This is a genomic window from Blautia sp. AF19-13LB, from assembly GCF_003479105.1.
Lineage (GTDB): Bacteria > Bacillota > Clostridia > Lachnospirales > Lachnospiraceae > Fusicatenibacter > Fusicatenibacter saccharivorans.
In genome coordinates this window covers 128,712-145,373 of record NZ_QUGO01000008.1, presented here as the reverse complement: position 1 = coordinate 145,373, position 16,662 = coordinate 128,712, and the positions used below count along the sequence as shown (strand labels likewise).

The following is a 16,662-nucleotide window of genomic DNA, read 5'->3' as shown; positions in this document are numbered from 1 at the left end:
CAACAGACTGTTAGATATAGTAAAAACGGCCTTTCAAAAACAGTTAACTTCTAAATCAACTGTTTTTTGAAAGGTCGTTTCATCAGATTCTTATAGCAATCCAGCAAATAATCTCATAAATAATTGTCCCAGTCGCAAATATGCACTTCGTCCGGTTTGATATTGGTCTGTCACATCACGACATTCTCCCATCGTTCTTATCAGATCATTTTTTATTTCCACAACTGCCTGACAATCTGCCATAAAACAGCCGTTTTCAAAATGGTGATATAAACTTCGATAATCCAGATTAATTGTTCCACAAGTTGCCATACAGTCATCTGCCACACTCATTTTTGCATGACAGAAACCAGGAGTCCACTCATAAACACGAACACCATGTTTAACCAATCCATGATAAAAAGAACGAGTTATATTATAAATGAATTTTTTATCAGGGATACCAGGTGTGATAATTCTTACGTCTACCCCTCGCTTAGCAGCCAGACATAACGCATGCGTCATTTCATCTGTTATGATTAGATATGGAGTCATAAACCAACAATATTTTTCAGCTTTATTTATCATACTGATATAAACTTCTTCTCCTACTTGCTCATTATCCATAGGGCTGTCTGCATAAGGTTGAACAAACCCAGTTTGCTGTGCCGCATAATCATAGTGGAAAAGGTATTTACTAAAATCAGAATCATTAGCATCCTTATCACTTACTGCATTCCACATTTCCAAAAATGTCACCGTAAGCGACTGAACAGCATCTCCTTCTAAACGAATACCTGTATCTTTCCACTGTCCATACGGGTGTGTGTAATTAAAATATTCGTTTGCTAGATTATATCCACCTGTAAATCCGACTTTTCCATCAATAACTGTTATTTTTCTATGATCACGATTGTTCAAAAACAGATTTAAACCTGGCATAAACGGATTGAATACACGGCAATGAATTCCTATTGCCTCCATCTTTTTCACAAAATCTGTGTTAATAAAGCCTATAGAACCCATATCATCGTAGAATACTCTAACTTTCACACCTGCTTTTACTCGCTCTTCCAGAACATCTTGAATCTTATGCCATGCTTCAGCGTCTTCTATCGCATGATATTCCATAAAGATAAACTTCTGTGCTTTCCCCAAATCCTTAAGCTGTGCCTCTAATCCTTTCACTGCTTCATCAAAATACACAATATCCGTATTCTGATAGATTGGATACTGCGAATTTCTTTGTATGTAACTTGCTATATTTCCTGCTTTCGGAATTGTTTCTTTTATTCTGCTCAAACACTCCTGACTGTCCGGGAGCATTGGTAACAATTTGCTATCAATTTCTGCATATCGCTCACGCATTTTATGTGTGCCGCCATTCAAACCAATCAACAAATACAGGCCTACACCCATAATTGGGAAAATTAGAATTAAGATGACCCAAGGCATTTTCATAGAGGATGTCTTATTTGATGCGTACAATCCCAAAACCAAGATCCCACTCAAAATCCTTGTAAATAAATTTATGATTTCTGCATATTCATTCAAGCGTGTTACGATAGTAATAATAAAAATCACTTCCAGAAGAATGCAGATTATGGAAAAGCACAGCCGTTTTACCCCATTTTTTGTTTTTGCTTTGCCCTCTAAAGTATCTTGTTTCATATATATTCCACCTTCCTACTTGCTCAGTTTTCTCCCTAAATTTCGTGTAACATACCAATTTTGTCTTTTATTCTCTGCAGTTCATTATCTGCTTCAATGATAGCTCTTGCAGAATGAAGTAATTCTTCACTTATCTCATCATAGCCAGGCATTTCTTCAATTCCTTTTTTATAGCGAAGTTGATGTTCCAATGTTGCCCAGAAATCCATACCATTGGTTCGAATCTGTAATTCTACACGCATAGGTGTTTTACCCTTAGCAAAAAATACTGGTATTTCAACAATCATATGATAGCTTCGATAACCATTCGATTTTGGATTTTTTATATAATCTTTTATTTCAATAACTTTAATATCATGCTGTTATCCTCCTAAATAGATTGAAATATGTCAATGAGTTTTTTCTTGAACAATAGTATAGCACAATTCTTTTATTTTGTTCCAACTTCATACATGATCATAACATGTAAACTTTAAACTATTTTCCCAGATTATTTCTCCATCAGTTTTTCAAACCAGGTATCCATCCCCAAATAAGGGGTGACAACAGAGCGAAACCCAAATGTTAGCTGGACTTCCTGAAACCCATGTTTGCAAACAGGTGATTTTGATTAGCCGTCAGCTAACAAAAATCGGATTGCGTTAGCTGGTAATTGATCATTTTGAATGGAAAATCATGTCACGAACGTGATTAGAAAACAAAAAAAGCGTTCGTTGTCAGCTAATCCAGCTAACATTTTCGAACGCTTTGAAGCCCGTCGCCAAGAGGATTTGAACCTCCGACCCCTCGCTTAGGAGAGCTCCAACCTATTGTCACTCTCTGTCAATCTGAGGTAAGGTAAACCCATATGGGACACTATATAAAACTGTTTCCGATTCAATTCGAGTTATTCTGAATACCCCCTCTGTCAAGCTCTGTAAAGCTCTGAAAGCTAGCTGATTGTTTGCCCCAGCTAATAATCGGGGAATGCCTTGATATTACCATCGACATCTGTTATATGACCACCATGCTTCGTACGTTCGATCATGGTAAACAGTATTCAATTAAACTTTCCTATCATAAGTACAAGATATTTTCTTGTCTATAAATAATATAACGCATACGAGACGGTTTGTCCATGCGTTTTTGACTGGCAAATTTATAAGCTGCTTTCATATTTTTAAACACGGACATAACCAGTAGATATACCTTCGATTCGGTTGGATGCTCCCGTACTCTGAATCAATGCAACTTCTAAGAGTGTTTTCAATTCATCTACATTGGCTTCGAGAAATAATTCCTGTTTGCCTTTATGTTCATGGATGCTGCTAACCATCTGAACAATTTCAGGTGTTAACAACTTCGCAGGACTTACAATAAAATCAAAGTCTCTCATAGGAATCTCCTTCATTTCAGATTTATCTCCGTCATTCTATCATCAAATGATGGAGATAGAATATCCATATACACAATAAATATCCTCATTTCATCCATATATTATATCGTTTTATGAATCGTTTTTTCACTAAAATTACACTATTTTTTCACTATTTTTCATTACTTCATCGTCTTCGCCAGTGAATTGAGCAATGCCCGCATCTCTGGATTCGCCAATACTTTTGCCAGAAGTTCCGGATCGACTTCATCAGCAACAGTAGTATTATTATTTTCCTGCTGTACATGCATCTGTGGATCCAGATTCTTTTTCTCATAAAATGCTTCTTCAAAAAGCTCTGCATTTTTCCTTCTGTCATCATCCAGAATATGAGAGTACACATCTGTAACCATATTGACCTGAGCATGGCCAGAATCACCCTGTACCGCCTTGATGTCTCCACCATTCAGTTTCAGCTTATAAGTAACACTGCTATGACGAAAACTGTGAAATACAACCGGTGGGAGATTATAGTCCTCGATCAATTTCTTTAAAGGGCCACGGATTGCTCCATCACCAAGAGGAAGACCAAAGGTACTTGCCATAACCAGGTTATAGTCCATATATTCGTCACCCAGGATTTCTTTCATTTCATCCTGCTCAGCTTTCCAGTCTACAAGCATATTAGCAACGCTCTTCGGTAAGAATATCTTACGTACACTACTTTCTGTCTTCGGTGTTTTCAGAATACGGACCGTAGAATTCTTCTTATGATTTGTCGGAAATACCAACAACACATCTTTTCCATCCAATGCATTTAAAGATTCTTTTCTTATACGCTGTGATTCTTTGTTGATGAAGACATATGCACGGTTTTCTTCAATTGCCTCATGAGAAATATCTACACAATCCCAGGTAAGACCAAGCAGCTCACCAAGTCGCAGGGAACATGAGAAAGATAGATTAATTGCGAGCTTTAATCGTTCATCTTCACAGACACTGAGCGCATACATCAATGTATCCGCTGTCCAGATGTCTCTTTTTTGTGATTTATGTTTTGGTACAGTCGCATGGGTGCAAGGATTCTTCTCCATCAACTCCCATTTCACTGCCTGTTCAAAACAGTTTCTAAGCAGCTTATTAATATCCCTGACCGTACTGGAAGATACAAATTCATTTCGACTGGTTTTATTCAATGGATTGATAACTGCACGTCTCTTCAAAAGACTCTGATAATATCTTTCGATGAAACGGGTATTGATCTCTGAGAGTTTCGTATCACCAATGATCGGAAGAATATAGTTATTGATAAGAGAGACATTTCCTTCATATGTAGAAAGCGCCCAGTTTTCTTTGCCATAAAGTGCAACATATTCTGTAATAAGCTCGTCCAGTGTTTTGCATTTACGGACGACAAATGATCCCATCTCTTTTTTATATTCAATTTCTTTTTTTCTTCTCTTTGCTTCGGCTTTCGTTTCATAGGTTTCCCACTTCTGTTTCCTCTCACCTTTTTCATTCGTATAAGAATAGATTACATTAAATTTTCCGTTTCGTTCTCTTATAGATGCCATATTATTGCATACTCCTTTCCAAATCTCTTTGCTCCATCCAGTCCTCAAATTCATCCCGACGGATCCTAACTCGACTGCCAACTTTTATTACTGTGAACTTTCCTTTATCCGCCCACTTGTTGATCATGCTTCTGCTGACCTTTGCCAGATAGGAAGCTTCATCAAAAGTAAGATACTTTATATTTCCATTGCTTCCTCGTATTCCGGTCTGTGATAATTTCTTCCGCCGGAAATTAGCCAGGGCAATATTTTGTTCCTGTGCAAGTTCTTCATAATCATTCGATGGATCCAGCTTATACCGATCCTGACCTTCCAGGAATTTTCGAAAACTCTCTTTTGTGATCCTTTTCTTTTCTGCAATCACAATGAATTCAAAAAAATGACTATACTTTGGATTATCAAGAATTGTATATACTGCGCTTCTGGTTGTTCCAAGCAGCTGTGCCATCTCAGGCATCGTAATTGTTGCATCTTCCAGAAGAGCGTCTTTTTTTCTGTCTTCCTTTGTTCGATACCGGGACTGGCTTTTATACCAGTTCTGAAAAGATTCTTTTGGTATTCGTTTCCAGTAATCGACAATAACAGCTTCCATTTGATTTTTCTTGAGTAAATCATAAACAAGATACTCATCAACACCCAACAGATCCGCAACTTCCTTAACGGAATAGGACCAGGATTTCAATTCTTTCCCTGGTTCTTCTCCGGTAACTTTATGGTATTTAATCTGATTGGCGTACCATTTTTCAAAGCTGGCAATATTGATTCGTATCTTTCCAGCAATCTCTTTAGATTCAAAAACATTTTTATGCACCAGCCAGTATCGATCTGTCTTTTTTAATCCCAGCAGCTTTCCCATTTCCGGCACGGTCATCCAGGTTCTCTTTTGTGTCGGACGCCGTTTGTAAGGACTGTCTTCTGATATCTTTGAAATGATCTCTTCAACATCGTCCATTTCCGGAACTTCTTTTTGTTTCATAATTGCTGTTGCCATTTATTCTTCACTTCCTGTCTTTTTTAGTGTTAGTTTTTTTTCTTATATCATATCTCAAATCCAGATAAAAATTTAGGATGTCGATTGCAGACAAAATCTGCCTGATCAACACCCTGTTTTTTATTGTTCCAAGTTATCGAGCCAGTCATCGAAACTCTTCTTAGAGATGCGATACTTTCCGCCATCCAACTGGATCCACCGGAATTCCTTTTTCTTTAAAAGGTTATAAATAGTAGGTCTGCTGACTCCTAAGATTTCCTGTAACTCTTGAACTGTATAACATCTTTTTTCTGACATTTCTTTATCCTCTTTTCTTTGAAATATGAAAGAAAAATTATCCCTTCATATAACGAAACGCTCAGAGCATGTTTTACAGTGGTCAAAAGCAAATTTTTTTACTTTTTTCTTACGAGTTTTCTTTAATGCAACTCGTAACATTAGATTTTTACATTTTTCATGAAATTAAGTAAAGAAAAAGAGCATATGGAATTGAATCCATACACTCTATGATTACTGGAACTTTATTTCATTTTTAAAACAACAAACTTGAATTTAACTCTCCCATCTTGCAATTCTGATTCCCCAAACTCGAAATTCACCATATACAAATGCATCGCCGTTTGTCAGATGATATGTTTGTGAAAATCCTAAACTTCCATAATCAGCAATTTCATCCGCAGTTTGTGTGCTTCCAAGTGTTATAAGCGGACATTTTCCTGGGTCAGTGCTTCCAATCAAACGAAATCCCTCAATAGCAACAAAAATCCCCCAACAAATAAGAATACCTAAAACTGCTTTTAAAATTTTCTTTTTCATATTCACCACCCCACAAATACCGATTTTTCGTTCTCTGCGACTTCCCAATAAACGGGAAGTTGGTTACTTCTTGTAATTCATTTTCTTACTTAATACCCCAAACAAAGCCAATAAAAATATTCCAATTCCAAGCAATACGCCAGCCACTTTCATTAATTCATTGTTTGTATACTCTGTATCCGGAAGAATCCCATACTTGTAATAAGAATAACTAACATGGTCTGTGGTATATGCAGCTATGGAATCTCCTACATTATATTCCGAATATACAAATCCCGGTACTTGCATTCGCTTGTGATAATCATTCACTTTTCCATTGTTGTAGTAGAAGAAATAATTCCGAGATATCGTATCAGCCGAAGCAGCTTCAGCCCTTTTACCTGTAATCACAATATCCTCCATATAGTAATCTTCTCCCAGTACCATCTCTTCCATTTGTGTATTAAATGCTTTAGATGTCAAAAGTATATTTATCCAGACTGTAATGAAAGCTATACTTAAAATAATGAAACAAATCCAAAACAAAATTTTCTTTTGATTTCCAGTTAATATTTCTTTTGGTTCTTGGTGCTTAACCAATTTATTACTCATTCCATAATACCTCTAAAGTACTTTTTTCTTCTTCCTTCCCTTCGTCCAAGAAGTGTATCTCACTCAAAGAACTCGGTCAATTCCGATTTGTTACTCACATGATATCATATTTTTTCTTCAATTGCATTTTCATTGAAAAAATCATTAAAACTTCCAATGTTTAATATAAATAAAGCAATATAGTTGCATCCCTACTCGTATTAAGAGCTGAAAAATAAATATAAATCCTATATTAATGAAGAAGGAATGGAAGAAAAAAGCATCTTTTGAATATAGAATACCTAATATATTTTGTACATTCAAATTATTTATTGGAAACAAATACAAAATTTTGTTACCTACCCCTGTTTTTATCATTTGCACCAGCAATAATGGTAATATATATACCCCTAATGAAACAGCTAATACTGACATAGATGAATGCATAAGAGCTGATATTAACAATGTTACACTCTCAACAAATCCAATACCAACTAATTGCATGACAAGAATTAAAAAGTATATTTGAATATGGTTATATTGCAAAGGGAAGTCAAATAATCCCAACGACAAATTTGTTTGTATGTCTGAATTCCATCCGCTCATATCATACATTGTAGAGAAAACACCTATGTTGACCAATTGAAAAATAATAAATAAACTCACTGTAATAATACTTGTCGCAATCAATTTAGCAAATATCATTTTGTTTCTTCCATATTTTGTAACTAACAGAATCTGATTGATATTTTTAGAATTATCATCTGAAAACACTATGGAAGATACCAATATTGTAATTATGGACAAAAGAGCATATATATATCCAAGTACTCGATATAAGTCTGTCCATGGAACATAATTTCCTAATGTCAAAGGAGTATCAAATTTTTTAAATCCAACCTCGTCCAATGAATATAAATCCACGTCTTCTATTGTTAATCTTTGGCCTTTATTAACCTGTTCAATCATTTCTGAATAAACATTTTCGGCATCTTTTGAAAAAAAAGTATCTCCCATTTCCCAATAAAATGGATAAAAAGGCTTATTAACAACTTTTTGCTCTTCATTCTCTTGGAAATTATTCATAGAATCAGACAGAATCATTTTAACTTTTTCATCTGTAAACTCTCCAGAATATTTTTCATCTATTATTACATCGAGGCTCTTTTCAAACCCCTTTTTCTTATTACTCGCTTCACTCATTGATAGCTGTGAATAGTGATACCCAACAAAAAAAATCCCCAGAAGGACTAAGCATCCTACAACAATCCCACCAAATACAGTTCGGTTTCTCAATATTTTCCCAAGTTCAAACTTAATTAGCGATGTCATACTCTCATTCCCCCTCTCTAAAATAAAACAAATACAAATCTTCTAAAACCGGATCAACTTGTTTCGCATTTGCAAAAGGTTTTTCCCTTGAAATAAGTCGAAGAACAACTCCGTCTTCTCCATATTTACGATTACTTACTGTATATACTTGCTCAATTCGATTTACTTCTTTTTCTGGAACCAGGCATTCCCATACACACTTGTTAATATCTTTCAACAAATATCTTATTGTGCCTGTATTTTCAATTCTACCTTTTTTTAGAATAATGATTTTATCTGCTATATATTCTATATCTGATACAATATGTGTAGACAATAATACTATTTTTTCTGATGCAAACGAACTTATCAGTTTTCTAAATTTAACTCGCTCTTTGGGATCGAGCCCTACCGTAGGTTCATCTAATATTAAAATTTCCGGATTATTAATCATTGCTTGAGCGATACCTAGTCTCTGTTTCATTCCGCCAGAATACTTTCTGATTTTTTTATTTTTCACATCATCTAAGCCAACCTGAATCAATAAATCTAAACATCTCTTTTTTGCTATTTTCCCATTTAAGCCTTTCAATGAAGCGATATACATCATAAAATTTAATCCTGTAAAATCAGGATAGTATCGAAAATCTTGTGGTAAGAATCCAAGAATCGAGCGATAATATTCTGCTTGCAGAGCAATATCTTTATGGTCATATTGTATATTTCCACAATTTGCTCTCATCAGTCCACAAATAATACGAAATAAAGTTGTTTTACCCGCCCCATTAGCACCTAATATTCCGTAAATTCCAGGAGTAAATCGATACGACACATCATCAAGCACAGTTACATTCCCATATTGTTTTGTTATATTATTAATAGTTAATTCCATACTGAAGCTACCTCCCATTTGATTATTTTAGTTTGAGAATATAAGATAATCCCTAATATTGTCGTTGTAATGAAATATGCTATTCCCCAATAAAGCATTCGGATTTCATATATTTTAAAGATATTTGCAATTAAAATAACTGCGACACAAATACTTCCCGATATACACCATAGGAAATAATTATGTAATTGCTTTCTCCATATAGTTATAAGCGAAAATAAAATAATGCAAACAATATTGTATGGAACAAGTACATAGACTAATATCTGATACAAAGGCAAAGATACTATAGATTTAGTCATAAGAGAAAGCAAAATAACAATTACCATATCAATAATGCCAAAAATCAATAATTTCATCATAATATGTTGTCGCAAATCATATTTGAATGTCTGTTCCAATTCCCACATTCCTGTAGTAAAACTTTTGAATAATTCATCTAAAAAAAATAAAGCCGAAATGAATATTACACCTGTAATGCATAACATTATTTCACTTATCGGCTGTAAATTTTTAAAATTTAATGCCATAGTTATCCCTGATAGAAAGATGAATAATTGAATTATCCAAGTATGAACATGTATGAAGCGAAAAGTTGACAGGAATAGCTCAAAGTAAGAATGTCGACTCATTCCAAGTCTAATCATTATTTCATATCCTAATTCGATGGTTTTTTCACGTCCTTCTATATCACCTTCTAATTTATAACCAGCCAATTTCGATATAATATCTTTTTTATCCATCATAAAATTCCTCTCTTTCTAAAACTTTTTCTAATTTTCTAAGGCCTTGATAAATACGTGACTGTACAGTAGATACCCCCACGCCAGTAATTGTCGCAATATCTTTTACCTTTAAATCGTGATAATACCGTAGTATCACAACCTCTCGTTGTATTTCAGGAAGTAAATCAAGTGCTTTTTGAACCGTTTCTTTTCTCTCATCATGTAATATTTCATCAATCAATGAAGTGTCTAAATCAGTTGTAAAATTATCTGTGAGTTCTATTTGCTCAATATGTCTTTTTTTCAAATAATTATTGCAAGTATTGACAGCCATAGTGTATAGATAATTTTGAAATTTTCCTATGAATCGGTATCTAGGTAAACTTTCTACCAATTTTAAAAAAATATCCTGTGTTAAATCAGAAGCTATATCGCAGTCTCCATAACATCTGCGAACACAATAAAAATACACACTATCATAATATTTATGTACTAAAATATCCCATGCATCAGGATCTCCCATCTTAATTTTGTTTATTATCATCCAGTCTTGTATCATATCCATCACTTTTCTCTTAATTATTCTTCTCTATATATAAACAACTAACCTTAACAAATCATTTAAAAACACAAAAACTTTTTATATTTTTTTATATTTTTTTACAATATGATAAACTATTCTTCCCCTCATGAGCAAGGGATTAGGAGTTCCCTGTGGCGGTTAGTATGCAGTAGTTCGATTATCCTGTAAGCGTGAGTTTTCCAAACTTATCGGATTCTTGGTAGTTGCCTTAGTAGCCGTTGGTCTTGTATTCAATGCGTCCGGCGTAAAAGATGTATTGTTACAGTTATTCAATAAGATTATTGGAGCATAAAATTAGTATTGCTATTGTGCGGACATTTGCATATAATAAAGATAGATGGAAATACTACTCACGAAAGGAGATGTTTTATATGGCTACAAAATCAGCAAATTTATATGCAAGGATTGAACCAGATGTCAAAGAAAAAGCAGAAAGTATCCTGTCTACACTTGGTATCCCTGCTTCCAGTGCTATCAATATGTTTTATAAACAGATTATCTTACAGAGAGGACTTCCGTTTGAAGTAAAAATACCATCTGACAGACCTGTTGATATCAGCACATTATCAGAAGCAGAGTTCAATGAAGAATTGGAGAAAGGATATGCGGATATGCAGGCTGGACGGACAAAAAATGCGAAGAAAGCATTTGCTGACATTCGCAAGGATTATGGCTTATGATATATGAAGTAGAATTATCCGAACAGGCTGACAGTGATTTGAGAGGGATTTTGAATATATTTCTTTTGAATTACAATCGCCGGAAAATGCAAGCGGACAGCTTGACCGTCTGGAAGAACAGATATTAAGTCTGGATACGATGCCGGAGCGTTATCGAAAATATGAAAAAGAACCGTGGAAAAGTCGTGGACTTCGTGTATTACCAGTAGACAATTATGTGGTACTTTATATTCCAGACAGCGATAAAAAAGTTGTAACAATACTTAGAGTAATGTATGCCGGACGGGACATAGACAATCAGTTAAATCTCCACACAAAGCAATAAAGGATATGATTTAAAGCAGCCTTTCATTTATGATCGACTGCTTTTTTCATATTCAAAATTAAAAAGAAAGGGCTGAATTACGATGGAAGAATGTAGCGTATTGATTGAAACGACCAAATCAGCAGAGGATAAAACCTCTCGCTGGTTCGATTTACCCATTGATTATGAGCTGTTCCGTGACCTGCTCGGCGTGGAAGCTGACAGTGGCGATTATCAAATCATTGATATGAAGCTCCCCTTTGCTGGCGACATTGTAAGGACAACATCTGTCAGACGGTTAAACAAGCTGTACTTTGCTTACACGGATTTATCGCCAGAAGTTCAGCTGGCTTATAAAGAGTTGATTTCCTATTGTGGCGGTGTAGAGGATTTATTGCAGAAATCAGAAGAATTTCTGTTTTATCCAGAGTGCCACAACATCATGGACGTTGCCCGTTACCGCTTGGAACATAACATTGATTTTTTTGCTCTCTCCGAAAAGGGAAAGAAATATTTTAATCTGGAAGCCTACGTCCATGAACCGGAAGAAAAAGGACGTTATGCGGTCTGCAACAATGGTATGTTCAAGCTCTGATGGTGGGTATTGCTTATGGCAGATTTTATGAATACGATGAGTGAAAGGAAGTGACCGCTTATGATTGATGATATGCAAGTCTATATAGCCAATCTTGGCAAGTACAATGAGGAAGAACTGGTCGGGGACTGGTTCTCTTTTCCATTGGACGAAGAAGTAATTGCAGAACATATCGGCTTAAATGCAGAGTAGGTAAACGTCTCTTTTAATCTCCATTGTTATACTCCCCATTTCCGTGCATCTGCACACTTTTTAGTAATGAGATTCCATCACAGAACGACCTGAATTTCAATATGTATTCCCATTTTATGTGCATCTACACACTTTTATGTAATGTTGATAAATATATTTTCAGATTTTTTTATTGCAGTGTTTATAATCGACTACTCCAATCGTTATTATAGGTAAACAACAAAAAGAAGATGGTTCCGATGTTTCATTAAATATGTTCGTTAGTCTTTTACGCAAAGGATTCTATCTCCTCTGCGCCCTAATGCTTTTCGGATTCAGTTCAACAAACTAGAATTTACTTTAATAAATATTTTTCAAACGCTTTATGATTATCAAAGTGGACTTCTCTAAAAAACAGAACTAACCAAATAATATAGGTTGGTATAGCTATATATGGGGTTAAAAAGCAGGATAATAATGCTCCTGCCAACATTATAATAGCCCACATAAAGCACTGATTTCTTATATCACGAGAGATATAAGCTTTATCATACAATGCCTGTTCTTCTTTAGAAAATGAATTAAATCCCGAAACAAATTTTGTTGCTTTTTCCTTAAAAATCGCAAATAACACACCTATAATCAGAAATGGTATTACCAAAATTATACACGACCAAAATCCTATATTCATAATACATACCTCCGCTTCAAATTCCGATTTTAATGTCTCTATTATACCATAATGATACTATTATAAAAAAGGAAAAAGAGCTCCTTCGAGCTCTTTTGATTCAGTTCTGTAAACTTGAAGTTATAGTGCAATCTTTTTCCATTTTCTAATCTTGGTTCTAAAGGTTCCGAACGGAGCAACTGTATTAACATGTATGAATTTGTATACTTCCCAGACAGCTGTTTTAGTTGCTTCGTCAGCCCATTTTCTCATATGTGGTTTAAATAATTCTTCCTCACTCAGAGAATCAATCATTGCATAAATAGAGTTGATATTCTCATTCAATCTGTCTTTCAATTCTTGCAGTGACAGCTGAGCATATGTATCTGTGAACCATTGATATAATTCGCCAAGCTGATTCCACTTAAAATTATCCGAAGGAGTTTTAACAGGAATACCCGTTCTTTCGTCTGATTCCCATTTAATAACAAGAGTTGTCCAGCCAACCTGATAAGCAAGATTTTCTGCCGGAGTTCGATCGATCTCATCAATTCTCTTATCTTTTAAATGCTCCGGAATATCATTAAATTCTGAAATATATTTTGCAAAGCTTTTATTTATCTCGTTTTTAAGCTCGTCTTTATTCTCATATGTTCTCAATAGTCTATCTCCTCAGCTTCCGATTTTCCAGTTTCAAAAACAGGAATTTATTTGGAAGATTTTATTATCCATTCATCAAGAAATTTCATTTGTTCATCCGTATGAAACCAATGCTCTCCATTTTTCATAATAGAAAGTGTTGAATTAGTCCTCTGTACAAATTCAAATATCGTTCCATAAGCGGTAAGATTATCTTTTTCACCATACAAAATGTGCGTTGGGATTTCCCATATAATAGGATTTTCTCTTGCATAGCAAAGATAATCCCATGAAAGAGTCTCTCCAAAGGTTGTCTGAATTTCTTTTTTCTCTTTGAGTTCATCCTCTGTAACATTTGCCCAAATCATCATATCAGCAATAAGCCTTTCCATATCTACAACGGGCGAAATAAAATATGCTTTCTCTATTTGCTGATTTGATAAGGCATTGATAGCAAAATACGCTCCAATGCTATTGGCAATTACTTCAACCGTCTTGTAGTTTCTATAAATTGAATTAAAAAGTAATGGAAATTCTTCTTTTGCTTCCCATGGAAACTGTGCAGTATAGTCGAGACCAATCACATCACAATTACTAAAGAGCGGTTTGTAATGAATAGCTTCTTCAGCATTACCACCTTTTCCATGTATATAAATAACTGCTTTATCCACAATAGTTATCCTCCACAAATTCAAATTTTCCTGTTATACAAACTGGGAGTTGTTTATTTCTTCTTTTTCGGTTTTGGGGCTGGCAGTTCATCATACATTGCATGAAACAAGCCTGTCAAAAATTCCCTATTATCAACTTCATCTACCAACAACATCTCTTTTGCTCCCTCATAGGGTAATTCATACGGAGCTGTCGGCATATAACTAATTGCTGATTTTACTGGTTTAACAAGTAATCTATCATCATAGATACCGCCTACAATCTTGCCACGATAATAAATAATAAATTCTCCCATCATAGCTCGATAAGTAATTTCTTCTAACTCAGATAGCTGCCCTAAAATAAACTCTAAGTATTCCTTGCTTGATGCCATATTTCCACCTCAAATTCATATTTCTCAGTTTCAAAAACTTGAAATTACTTAACAATATGTGCTGTAATGATTGTATAGCTATATGAATTGATAGTAATTTTGATATTTTCAACCTCGCAATACCAATTTTTACCCTGTTTGTATATATTGCAATTTTTATCTAATACCTTATTTTTGCAATACTCAACAACATCTGCTGTATCTATTTTTAGGTTTCTTTTAATTCTATCAATTCCCATTTCGGTTGTATGAATTTTATCAATATTATCAAGCAATATCTTTTTATCTTCCATTCTTTCTTTTCCTCAACTACCGATTTGCACATCAAATCGTTTTCTTCATTCTATCACAGTATCATATTATTCCGCCATCAATTTTTCGAACCAGGTATCCATGACAATAATAAACTGGCCTGCGCCTTGCCATTCTTGCAGCATTTCATCCAGAGTTTTGTGTTTCTCATATTTCTGCACATACACCCAGGTGGCTATACCACTGGCCTCAGAAATAATTCCTGTTATGATCTTACGCATGATGCCCTCAAATTCTGCGATTTCCTCTTTTGAAACGATGTCATAGAAATTAGGAATCTGAAAATCTTCTTTCCCACAGTTCTCATGTACATTAATCAACTCTGCTTTCACCCTTTTTCTGGATTCCTCGGGTAATTTCAAATATTGCCAAATCATTGAGACCACTTCGGAAGGTGTGTCTTTTTTGATCGGTGGTAACTGAATAAAATCATTGTTTTCGCTCATTTTCATATCCTCCTCACGATAAAATAAAATCAATAATACTTTCTCTTGTCATATCCAGTACAGTGTCTACAAACACTCCTGCAAACAGGATCAGATACAGAATTACACTCAGCGAAAACAGGAATGCAACCTGTACCCAATCATGGTAACAGTATGCAGTCGCTATAATCAACAAAGTGAATATAAATCCAAGGATTCCTCTGACAACCGCATAAGTCTGTACTGTCATCTTCACTGCCAGGCCGATCACAAAAAGTATCAGCCATACCGGCAGTAATAATATCTTCCCAGCAAGTTTTAAAATAAACATGTGCACCTCCTATCTTACCAGTCCTGGCATATCATGGTTCACTTCTGCCTGATAATACCCATTCATCGTAGACGGTGCATTAAACAGGGCTGCTAATAAATATTTCTTGATGTTCTTCACCTTTGTGGTGTTACCACGCATACAGTGTAAGACATACTCGATATGTGAATAGGTCAGCATCAGAAATTTTTTCTTCACCAGAGATGCCGGATACCAGTTGCTGGCAATCAAGATCTTGTCATTTTTACACATCACAGTTTCTACGATCAGGTTCACGACTTCATCTACCTGTCGCATATCGTCATGATGGGTTATTTCCAGTGATTCATAATCAATGGTCTCCTTGACAAGGTTTTCATAAGCCTGATAATCCTCAGAGCGATTATCGCTATCACATCTTTTCTCATCCACAGATATGATATGATTAGATTTATTATCATTCATTTCAGTATCACTAAGATTAGTATTATTAGGGTTTGAAATGTAAACTTCTTGAAGTTTGTTTTCGGGACTTCTAGAAGTTTGATTTTGGGACTTCATGAAGTTTAAATTGTAAACTTCTGCAGTCTCTTCATTTTCCACAGAAGTTTGTTTTTTAAACTTCTCTAATTCCTCTCCAAATTTTTTCTCATCTGTTTTCTCAGGCATAAAGGTTTTTACGTAGATAACATTCACCTTTCCAAATCCCTGTCTACGTTTCTCAATCAGACCAATTCCTGTTTCGTCATCCAGTTCTCTCATGGATTTGATGGCTTTATTTCTGCCACAGTTCAGTAATTCCATGATATCTTCGATGGAAAAGTAGATATATGCTCTGTTTTTGTCGTCAAACCACTGATTCTTGATGGAAAGAGACATTCGATCCAACATCAGTCCATATAAAATTTTGGCATCGCTTGATAAATCTTTAAAGTAGCTGTCTGTAAATAATGCTTTTGGTATGCGGTAGAAGCTGAACTGATCAGCTTCGGTACCGTAAAAATAATTAAATGTCATTTTTTTCTCCATAATTTCCTCCTTTCGT

21 protein-coding genes and 3 pseudogenes are annotated in these 16,662 nt (G+C 34.9%); 4 read left to right on the top strand and 20 right to left on the bottom strand.

Features of this window, described 5'->3' with window-relative positions; all coding sequences use genetic code 11:
- Positions 1–90: 90 nt before the first annotated feature.
- The 12 genes and pseudogenes from cls to DWX32_RS10280 all read right to left on the bottom strand — a co-directional run bounded on the left by cls (position 91) and on the right by DWX32_RS10280 (position 10,448).
- Positions 91–1,650 (bottom strand): cardiolipin synthase, encoded by a 1,560-nt coding sequence (cls, locus tag DWX32_RS10340; RefSeq protein WP_055225912.1) that lies wholly within the window; start codon positions 1,648–1,650, stop codon positions 91–93.
- A 35-nt stretch (positions 1,651–1,685) separates the two neighbouring features.
- Positions 1,686–2,012 (bottom strand): annotated as a pseudogene (locus DWX32_RS10335) (GTP pyrophosphokinase); the annotation flags it as partial.
- Between the two features lie 797 nt (positions 2,013–2,809).
- Positions 2,810–3,025 (bottom strand): hypothetical protein, encoded by a 216-nt coding sequence (locus DWX32_RS10325; RefSeq protein ID WP_226977413.1) that lies wholly within the window; start codon positions 3,023–3,025, stop codon positions 2,810–2,812.
- A 161-nt stretch (positions 3,026–3,186) separates the two neighbouring features.
- Positions 3,187–4,578, bottom strand: coding sequence for a tyrosine-type recombinase/integrase (locus tag DWX32_RS10320; protein WP_171027973.1), 1,392 nt, complete (start codon positions 4,576–4,578; stop codon positions 3,187–3,189).
- Position 4,579: 1 nt separating this feature from the next.
- Positions 4,580–5,569 carry a helix-turn-helix domain-containing protein gene (locus tag DWX32_RS10315; RefSeq protein WP_044954635.1) on the bottom strand — a complete coding sequence of 330 codons (990 nt, stop codon included), beginning with the start codon at positions 5,567–5,569 and terminating at the stop codon, positions 4,580–4,582.
- Between the two features lie 120 nt (positions 5,570–5,689).
- A complete protein-coding gene (locus DWX32_RS10310) occupies positions 5,690–5,866 on the bottom strand; it encodes a helix-turn-helix domain-containing protein (RefSeq protein ID WP_003864535.1) in 177 nt (58 codons plus the stop codon).
- Positions 5,867–6,121: 255 nt separating this feature from the next.
- Complete coding sequence (locus DWX32_RS10305; protein ID WP_029471584.1) at positions 6,122–6,385, bottom strand: hypothetical protein; 264 nt, start codon at positions 6,383–6,385, stop codon at positions 6,122–6,124.
- Between the two features lie 63 nt (positions 6,386–6,448).
- Positions 6,449–6,976: a hypothetical protein gene (locus DWX32_RS10300; RefSeq protein ID WP_029471585.1), complete on the bottom strand. Its 528-nt coding sequence runs from the start codon at positions 6,974–6,976 to the stop codon at positions 6,449–6,451.
- Positions 6,977–7,120: 144 nt separating this feature from the next.
- Positions 7,121–8,287 (bottom strand): ABC transporter permease subunit, encoded by a 1,167-nt coding sequence (locus DWX32_RS10295; RefSeq protein ID WP_092073365.1) that lies wholly within the window; start codon positions 8,285–8,287, stop codon positions 7,121–7,123.
- A 4-nt stretch (positions 8,288–8,291) separates the two neighbouring features.
- Complete coding sequence (locus DWX32_RS10290; RefSeq protein ID WP_118659932.1) at positions 8,292–9,158, bottom strand: ABC transporter ATP-binding protein; 867 nt, start codon at positions 9,156–9,158, stop codon at positions 8,292–8,294.
- Positions 9,149–9,904, bottom strand: a complete 756-nt coding sequence (locus DWX32_RS10285) for a hypothetical protein (protein WP_092073367.1) — start codon at positions 9,902–9,904, stop codon at positions 9,149–9,151. Before DWX32_RS10285 ends, DWX32_RS10290 begins: the two co-directional genes overlap by 10 nt.
- On the bottom strand, positions 9,894–10,448 hold the full coding sequence (locus DWX32_RS10280) for an RNA polymerase sigma factor (protein WP_005334762.1): 555 nt from the start codon (positions 10,446–10,448) through the stop codon (positions 9,894–9,896). Before DWX32_RS10280 ends, DWX32_RS10285 begins: the two co-directional genes overlap by 11 nt.
- A 389-nt stretch (positions 10,449–10,837) precedes the next feature.
- Between DWX32_RS10280 and DWX32_RS10275 the strand changes: the two genes are divergently transcribed.
- The 4 genes and pseudogenes from DWX32_RS10275 to DWX32_RS10260 all read left to right on the top strand — a co-directional run.
- Positions 10,838–11,146, top strand: a complete 309-nt coding sequence (locus DWX32_RS10275; protein WP_029471590.1) for a type II toxin-antitoxin system RelB/DinJ family antitoxin — start codon at positions 10,838–10,840, stop codon at positions 11,144–11,146.
- Positions 11,143–11,471, top strand: a pseudogene (locus DWX32_RS20730) (type II toxin-antitoxin system RelE/ParE family toxin). Before DWX32_RS10275 ends, DWX32_RS20730 begins: the two are co-directional and overlap by 4 nt.
- 82 nt (positions 11,472–11,553) lie before the next feature.
- A complete protein-coding gene (locus DWX32_RS10265) occupies positions 11,554–12,045 on the top strand; it encodes an antirestriction protein ArdA (RefSeq protein ID WP_117805231.1) in 492 nt (163 codons plus the stop codon).
- 60 nt (positions 12,046–12,105) lie between these two features.
- Positions 12,106–12,234 (top strand): annotated as a pseudogene (locus DWX32_RS10260) (antirestriction protein ArdA); the annotation flags it as partial.
- Positions 12,235–12,571: 337 nt separating this feature from the next.
- Here the strand turns inward: DWX32_RS10260 and DWX32_RS10255 are convergent.
- From DWX32_RS10255 to DWX32_RS10220, 8 genes are all read right to left on the bottom strand, one after another.
- Positions 12,572–12,907 (bottom strand): DUF3784 domain-containing protein, encoded by a 336-nt coding sequence (locus tag DWX32_RS10255; protein ID WP_055267398.1) that lies wholly within the window; start codon positions 12,905–12,907, stop codon positions 12,572–12,574.
- 120 nt (positions 12,908–13,027) lie between these two features.
- Positions 13,028–13,546, bottom strand: a complete 519-nt coding sequence (locus tag DWX32_RS10250; RefSeq protein WP_118601726.1) for a ClbS/DfsB family four-helix bundle protein — start codon at positions 13,544–13,546, stop codon at positions 13,028–13,030.
- Positions 13,547–13,593: 47 nt separating this feature from the next.
- Positions 13,594–14,196, bottom strand: a complete 603-nt coding sequence (locus tag DWX32_RS10245; RefSeq protein WP_005337276.1) for an alpha/beta hydrolase — start codon at positions 14,194–14,196, stop codon at positions 13,594–13,596.
- Positions 14,197–14,249: 53 nt separating this feature from the next.
- Positions 14,250–14,570 (bottom strand): TfoX/Sxy family protein, encoded by a 321-nt coding sequence (locus DWX32_RS10240; RefSeq protein WP_004612401.1) that lies wholly within the window; start codon positions 14,568–14,570, stop codon positions 14,250–14,252.
- A 44-nt stretch (positions 14,571–14,614) separates the two neighbouring features.
- On the bottom strand, positions 14,615–14,863 hold the full coding sequence (locus DWX32_RS10235; RefSeq protein ID WP_005921256.1) for a DUF3781 domain-containing protein: 249 nt from the start codon (positions 14,861–14,863) through the stop codon (positions 14,615–14,617).
- 66 nt (positions 14,864–14,929) lie between these two features.
- Positions 14,930–15,328, bottom strand: a complete 399-nt coding sequence (locus DWX32_RS10230) for a hypothetical protein (RefSeq protein WP_199608701.1) — start codon at positions 15,326–15,328, stop codon at positions 14,930–14,932.
- A 13-nt stretch (positions 15,329–15,341) separates the two neighbouring features.
- Complete coding sequence (locus tag DWX32_RS10225; protein ID WP_015514766.1) at positions 15,342–15,638, bottom strand: hypothetical protein; 297 nt, start codon at positions 15,636–15,638, stop codon at positions 15,342–15,344.
- Between the two features lie 9 nt (positions 15,639–15,647).
- Complete coding sequence (locus tag DWX32_RS10220) at positions 15,648–16,646, bottom strand: DUF6017 domain-containing protein (RefSeq protein WP_117805132.1); 999 nt, start codon at positions 16,644–16,646, stop codon at positions 15,648–15,650.
- Positions 16,647–16,662: the final 16 nt, after the last annotated feature.

What these genes read in the sequence shown, in the direction of transcription:
- cls (WP_055225912.1), bottom strand. Translation starts at nt 1,650, where the DNA reads ATGAAACAAGATACTTTAGAGGGCAAAGCAAAAACAAAAAATGGGGTA.
- DWX32_RS10325 (WP_226977413.1), bottom strand. Translation starts at nt 3,025, where the DNA reads ATGAGAGACTTTGATTTTATTGTAAGTCCTGCGAAGTTGTTAACACCT.
- DWX32_RS10320 (WP_171027973.1), bottom strand. Translation starts at nt 4,578, where the DNA reads ATGGCATCTATAAGAGAACGAAACGGAAAATTTAATGTAATCTATTCT.
- DWX32_RS10315 (WP_044954635.1), bottom strand. Translation starts at nt 5,569, where the DNA reads ATGGCAACAGCAATTATGAAACAAAAAGAAGTTCCGGAAATGGACGAT.
- DWX32_RS10310 (WP_003864535.1), bottom strand. Translation starts at nt 5,866, where the DNA reads ATGTCAGAAAAAAGATGTTATACAGTTCAAGAGTTACAGGAAATCTTA.
- DWX32_RS10305 (WP_029471584.1), bottom strand. Translation starts at nt 6,385, where the DNA reads ATGAAAAAGAAAATTTTAAAAGCAGTTTTAGGTATTCTTATTTGTTGG.
- DWX32_RS10300 (WP_029471585.1), bottom strand. Translation starts at nt 6,976, where the DNA reads ATGAGTAATAAATTGGTTAAGCACCAAGAACCAAAAGAAATATTAACT.
- DWX32_RS10295 (WP_092073365.1), bottom strand. Translation starts at nt 8,287, where the DNA reads ATGACATCGCTAATTAAGTTTGAACTTGGGAAAATATTGAGAAACCGA.
- DWX32_RS10290 (WP_118659932.1), bottom strand. Translation starts at nt 9,158, where the DNA reads ATGGAATTAACTATTAATAATATAACAAAACAATATGGGAATGTAACT.
- DWX32_RS10285 (WP_092073367.1), bottom strand. Translation starts at nt 9,904, where the DNA reads ATGATGGATAAAAAAGATATTATATCGAAATTGGCTGGTTATAAATTA.
- DWX32_RS10280 (WP_005334762.1), bottom strand. Translation starts at nt 10,448, where the DNA reads ATGGATATGATACAAGACTGGATGATAATAAACAAAATTAAGATGGGA.
- DWX32_RS10275 (WP_029471590.1), top strand. Translation starts at nt 10,838, where the DNA reads ATGGCTACAAAATCAGCAAATTTATATGCAAGGATTGAACCAGATGTC.
- DWX32_RS10265 (WP_117805231.1), top strand. Translation starts at nt 11,554, where the DNA reads ATGGAAGAATGTAGCGTATTGATTGAAACGACCAAATCAGCAGAGGAT.
- DWX32_RS10255 (WP_055267398.1), bottom strand. Translation starts at nt 12,907, where the DNA reads ATGAATATAGGATTTTGGTCGTGTATAATTTTGGTAATACCATTTCTG.
- DWX32_RS10240 (WP_004612401.1), bottom strand. Translation starts at nt 14,570, where the DNA reads ATGGCATCAAGCAAGGAATACTTAGAGTTTATTTTAGGGCAGCTATCT.
- DWX32_RS10235 (WP_005921256.1), bottom strand. Translation starts at nt 14,863, where the DNA reads ATGGAAGATAAAAAGATATTGCTTGATAATATTGATAAAATTCATACA.
- DWX32_RS10230 (WP_199608701.1), bottom strand. Translation starts at nt 15,328, where the DNA reads ATGAGCGAAAACAATGATTTTATTCAGTTACCACCGATCAAAAAAGAC.
- DWX32_RS10225 (WP_015514766.1), bottom strand. Translation starts at nt 15,638, where the DNA reads ATGTTTATTTTAAAACTTGCTGGGAAGATATTATTACTGCCGGTATGG.
- DWX32_RS10220 (WP_117805132.1), bottom strand. Translation starts at nt 16,646, where the DNA reads ATGGAGAAAAAAATGACATTTAATTATTTTTACGGTACCGAAGCTGAT.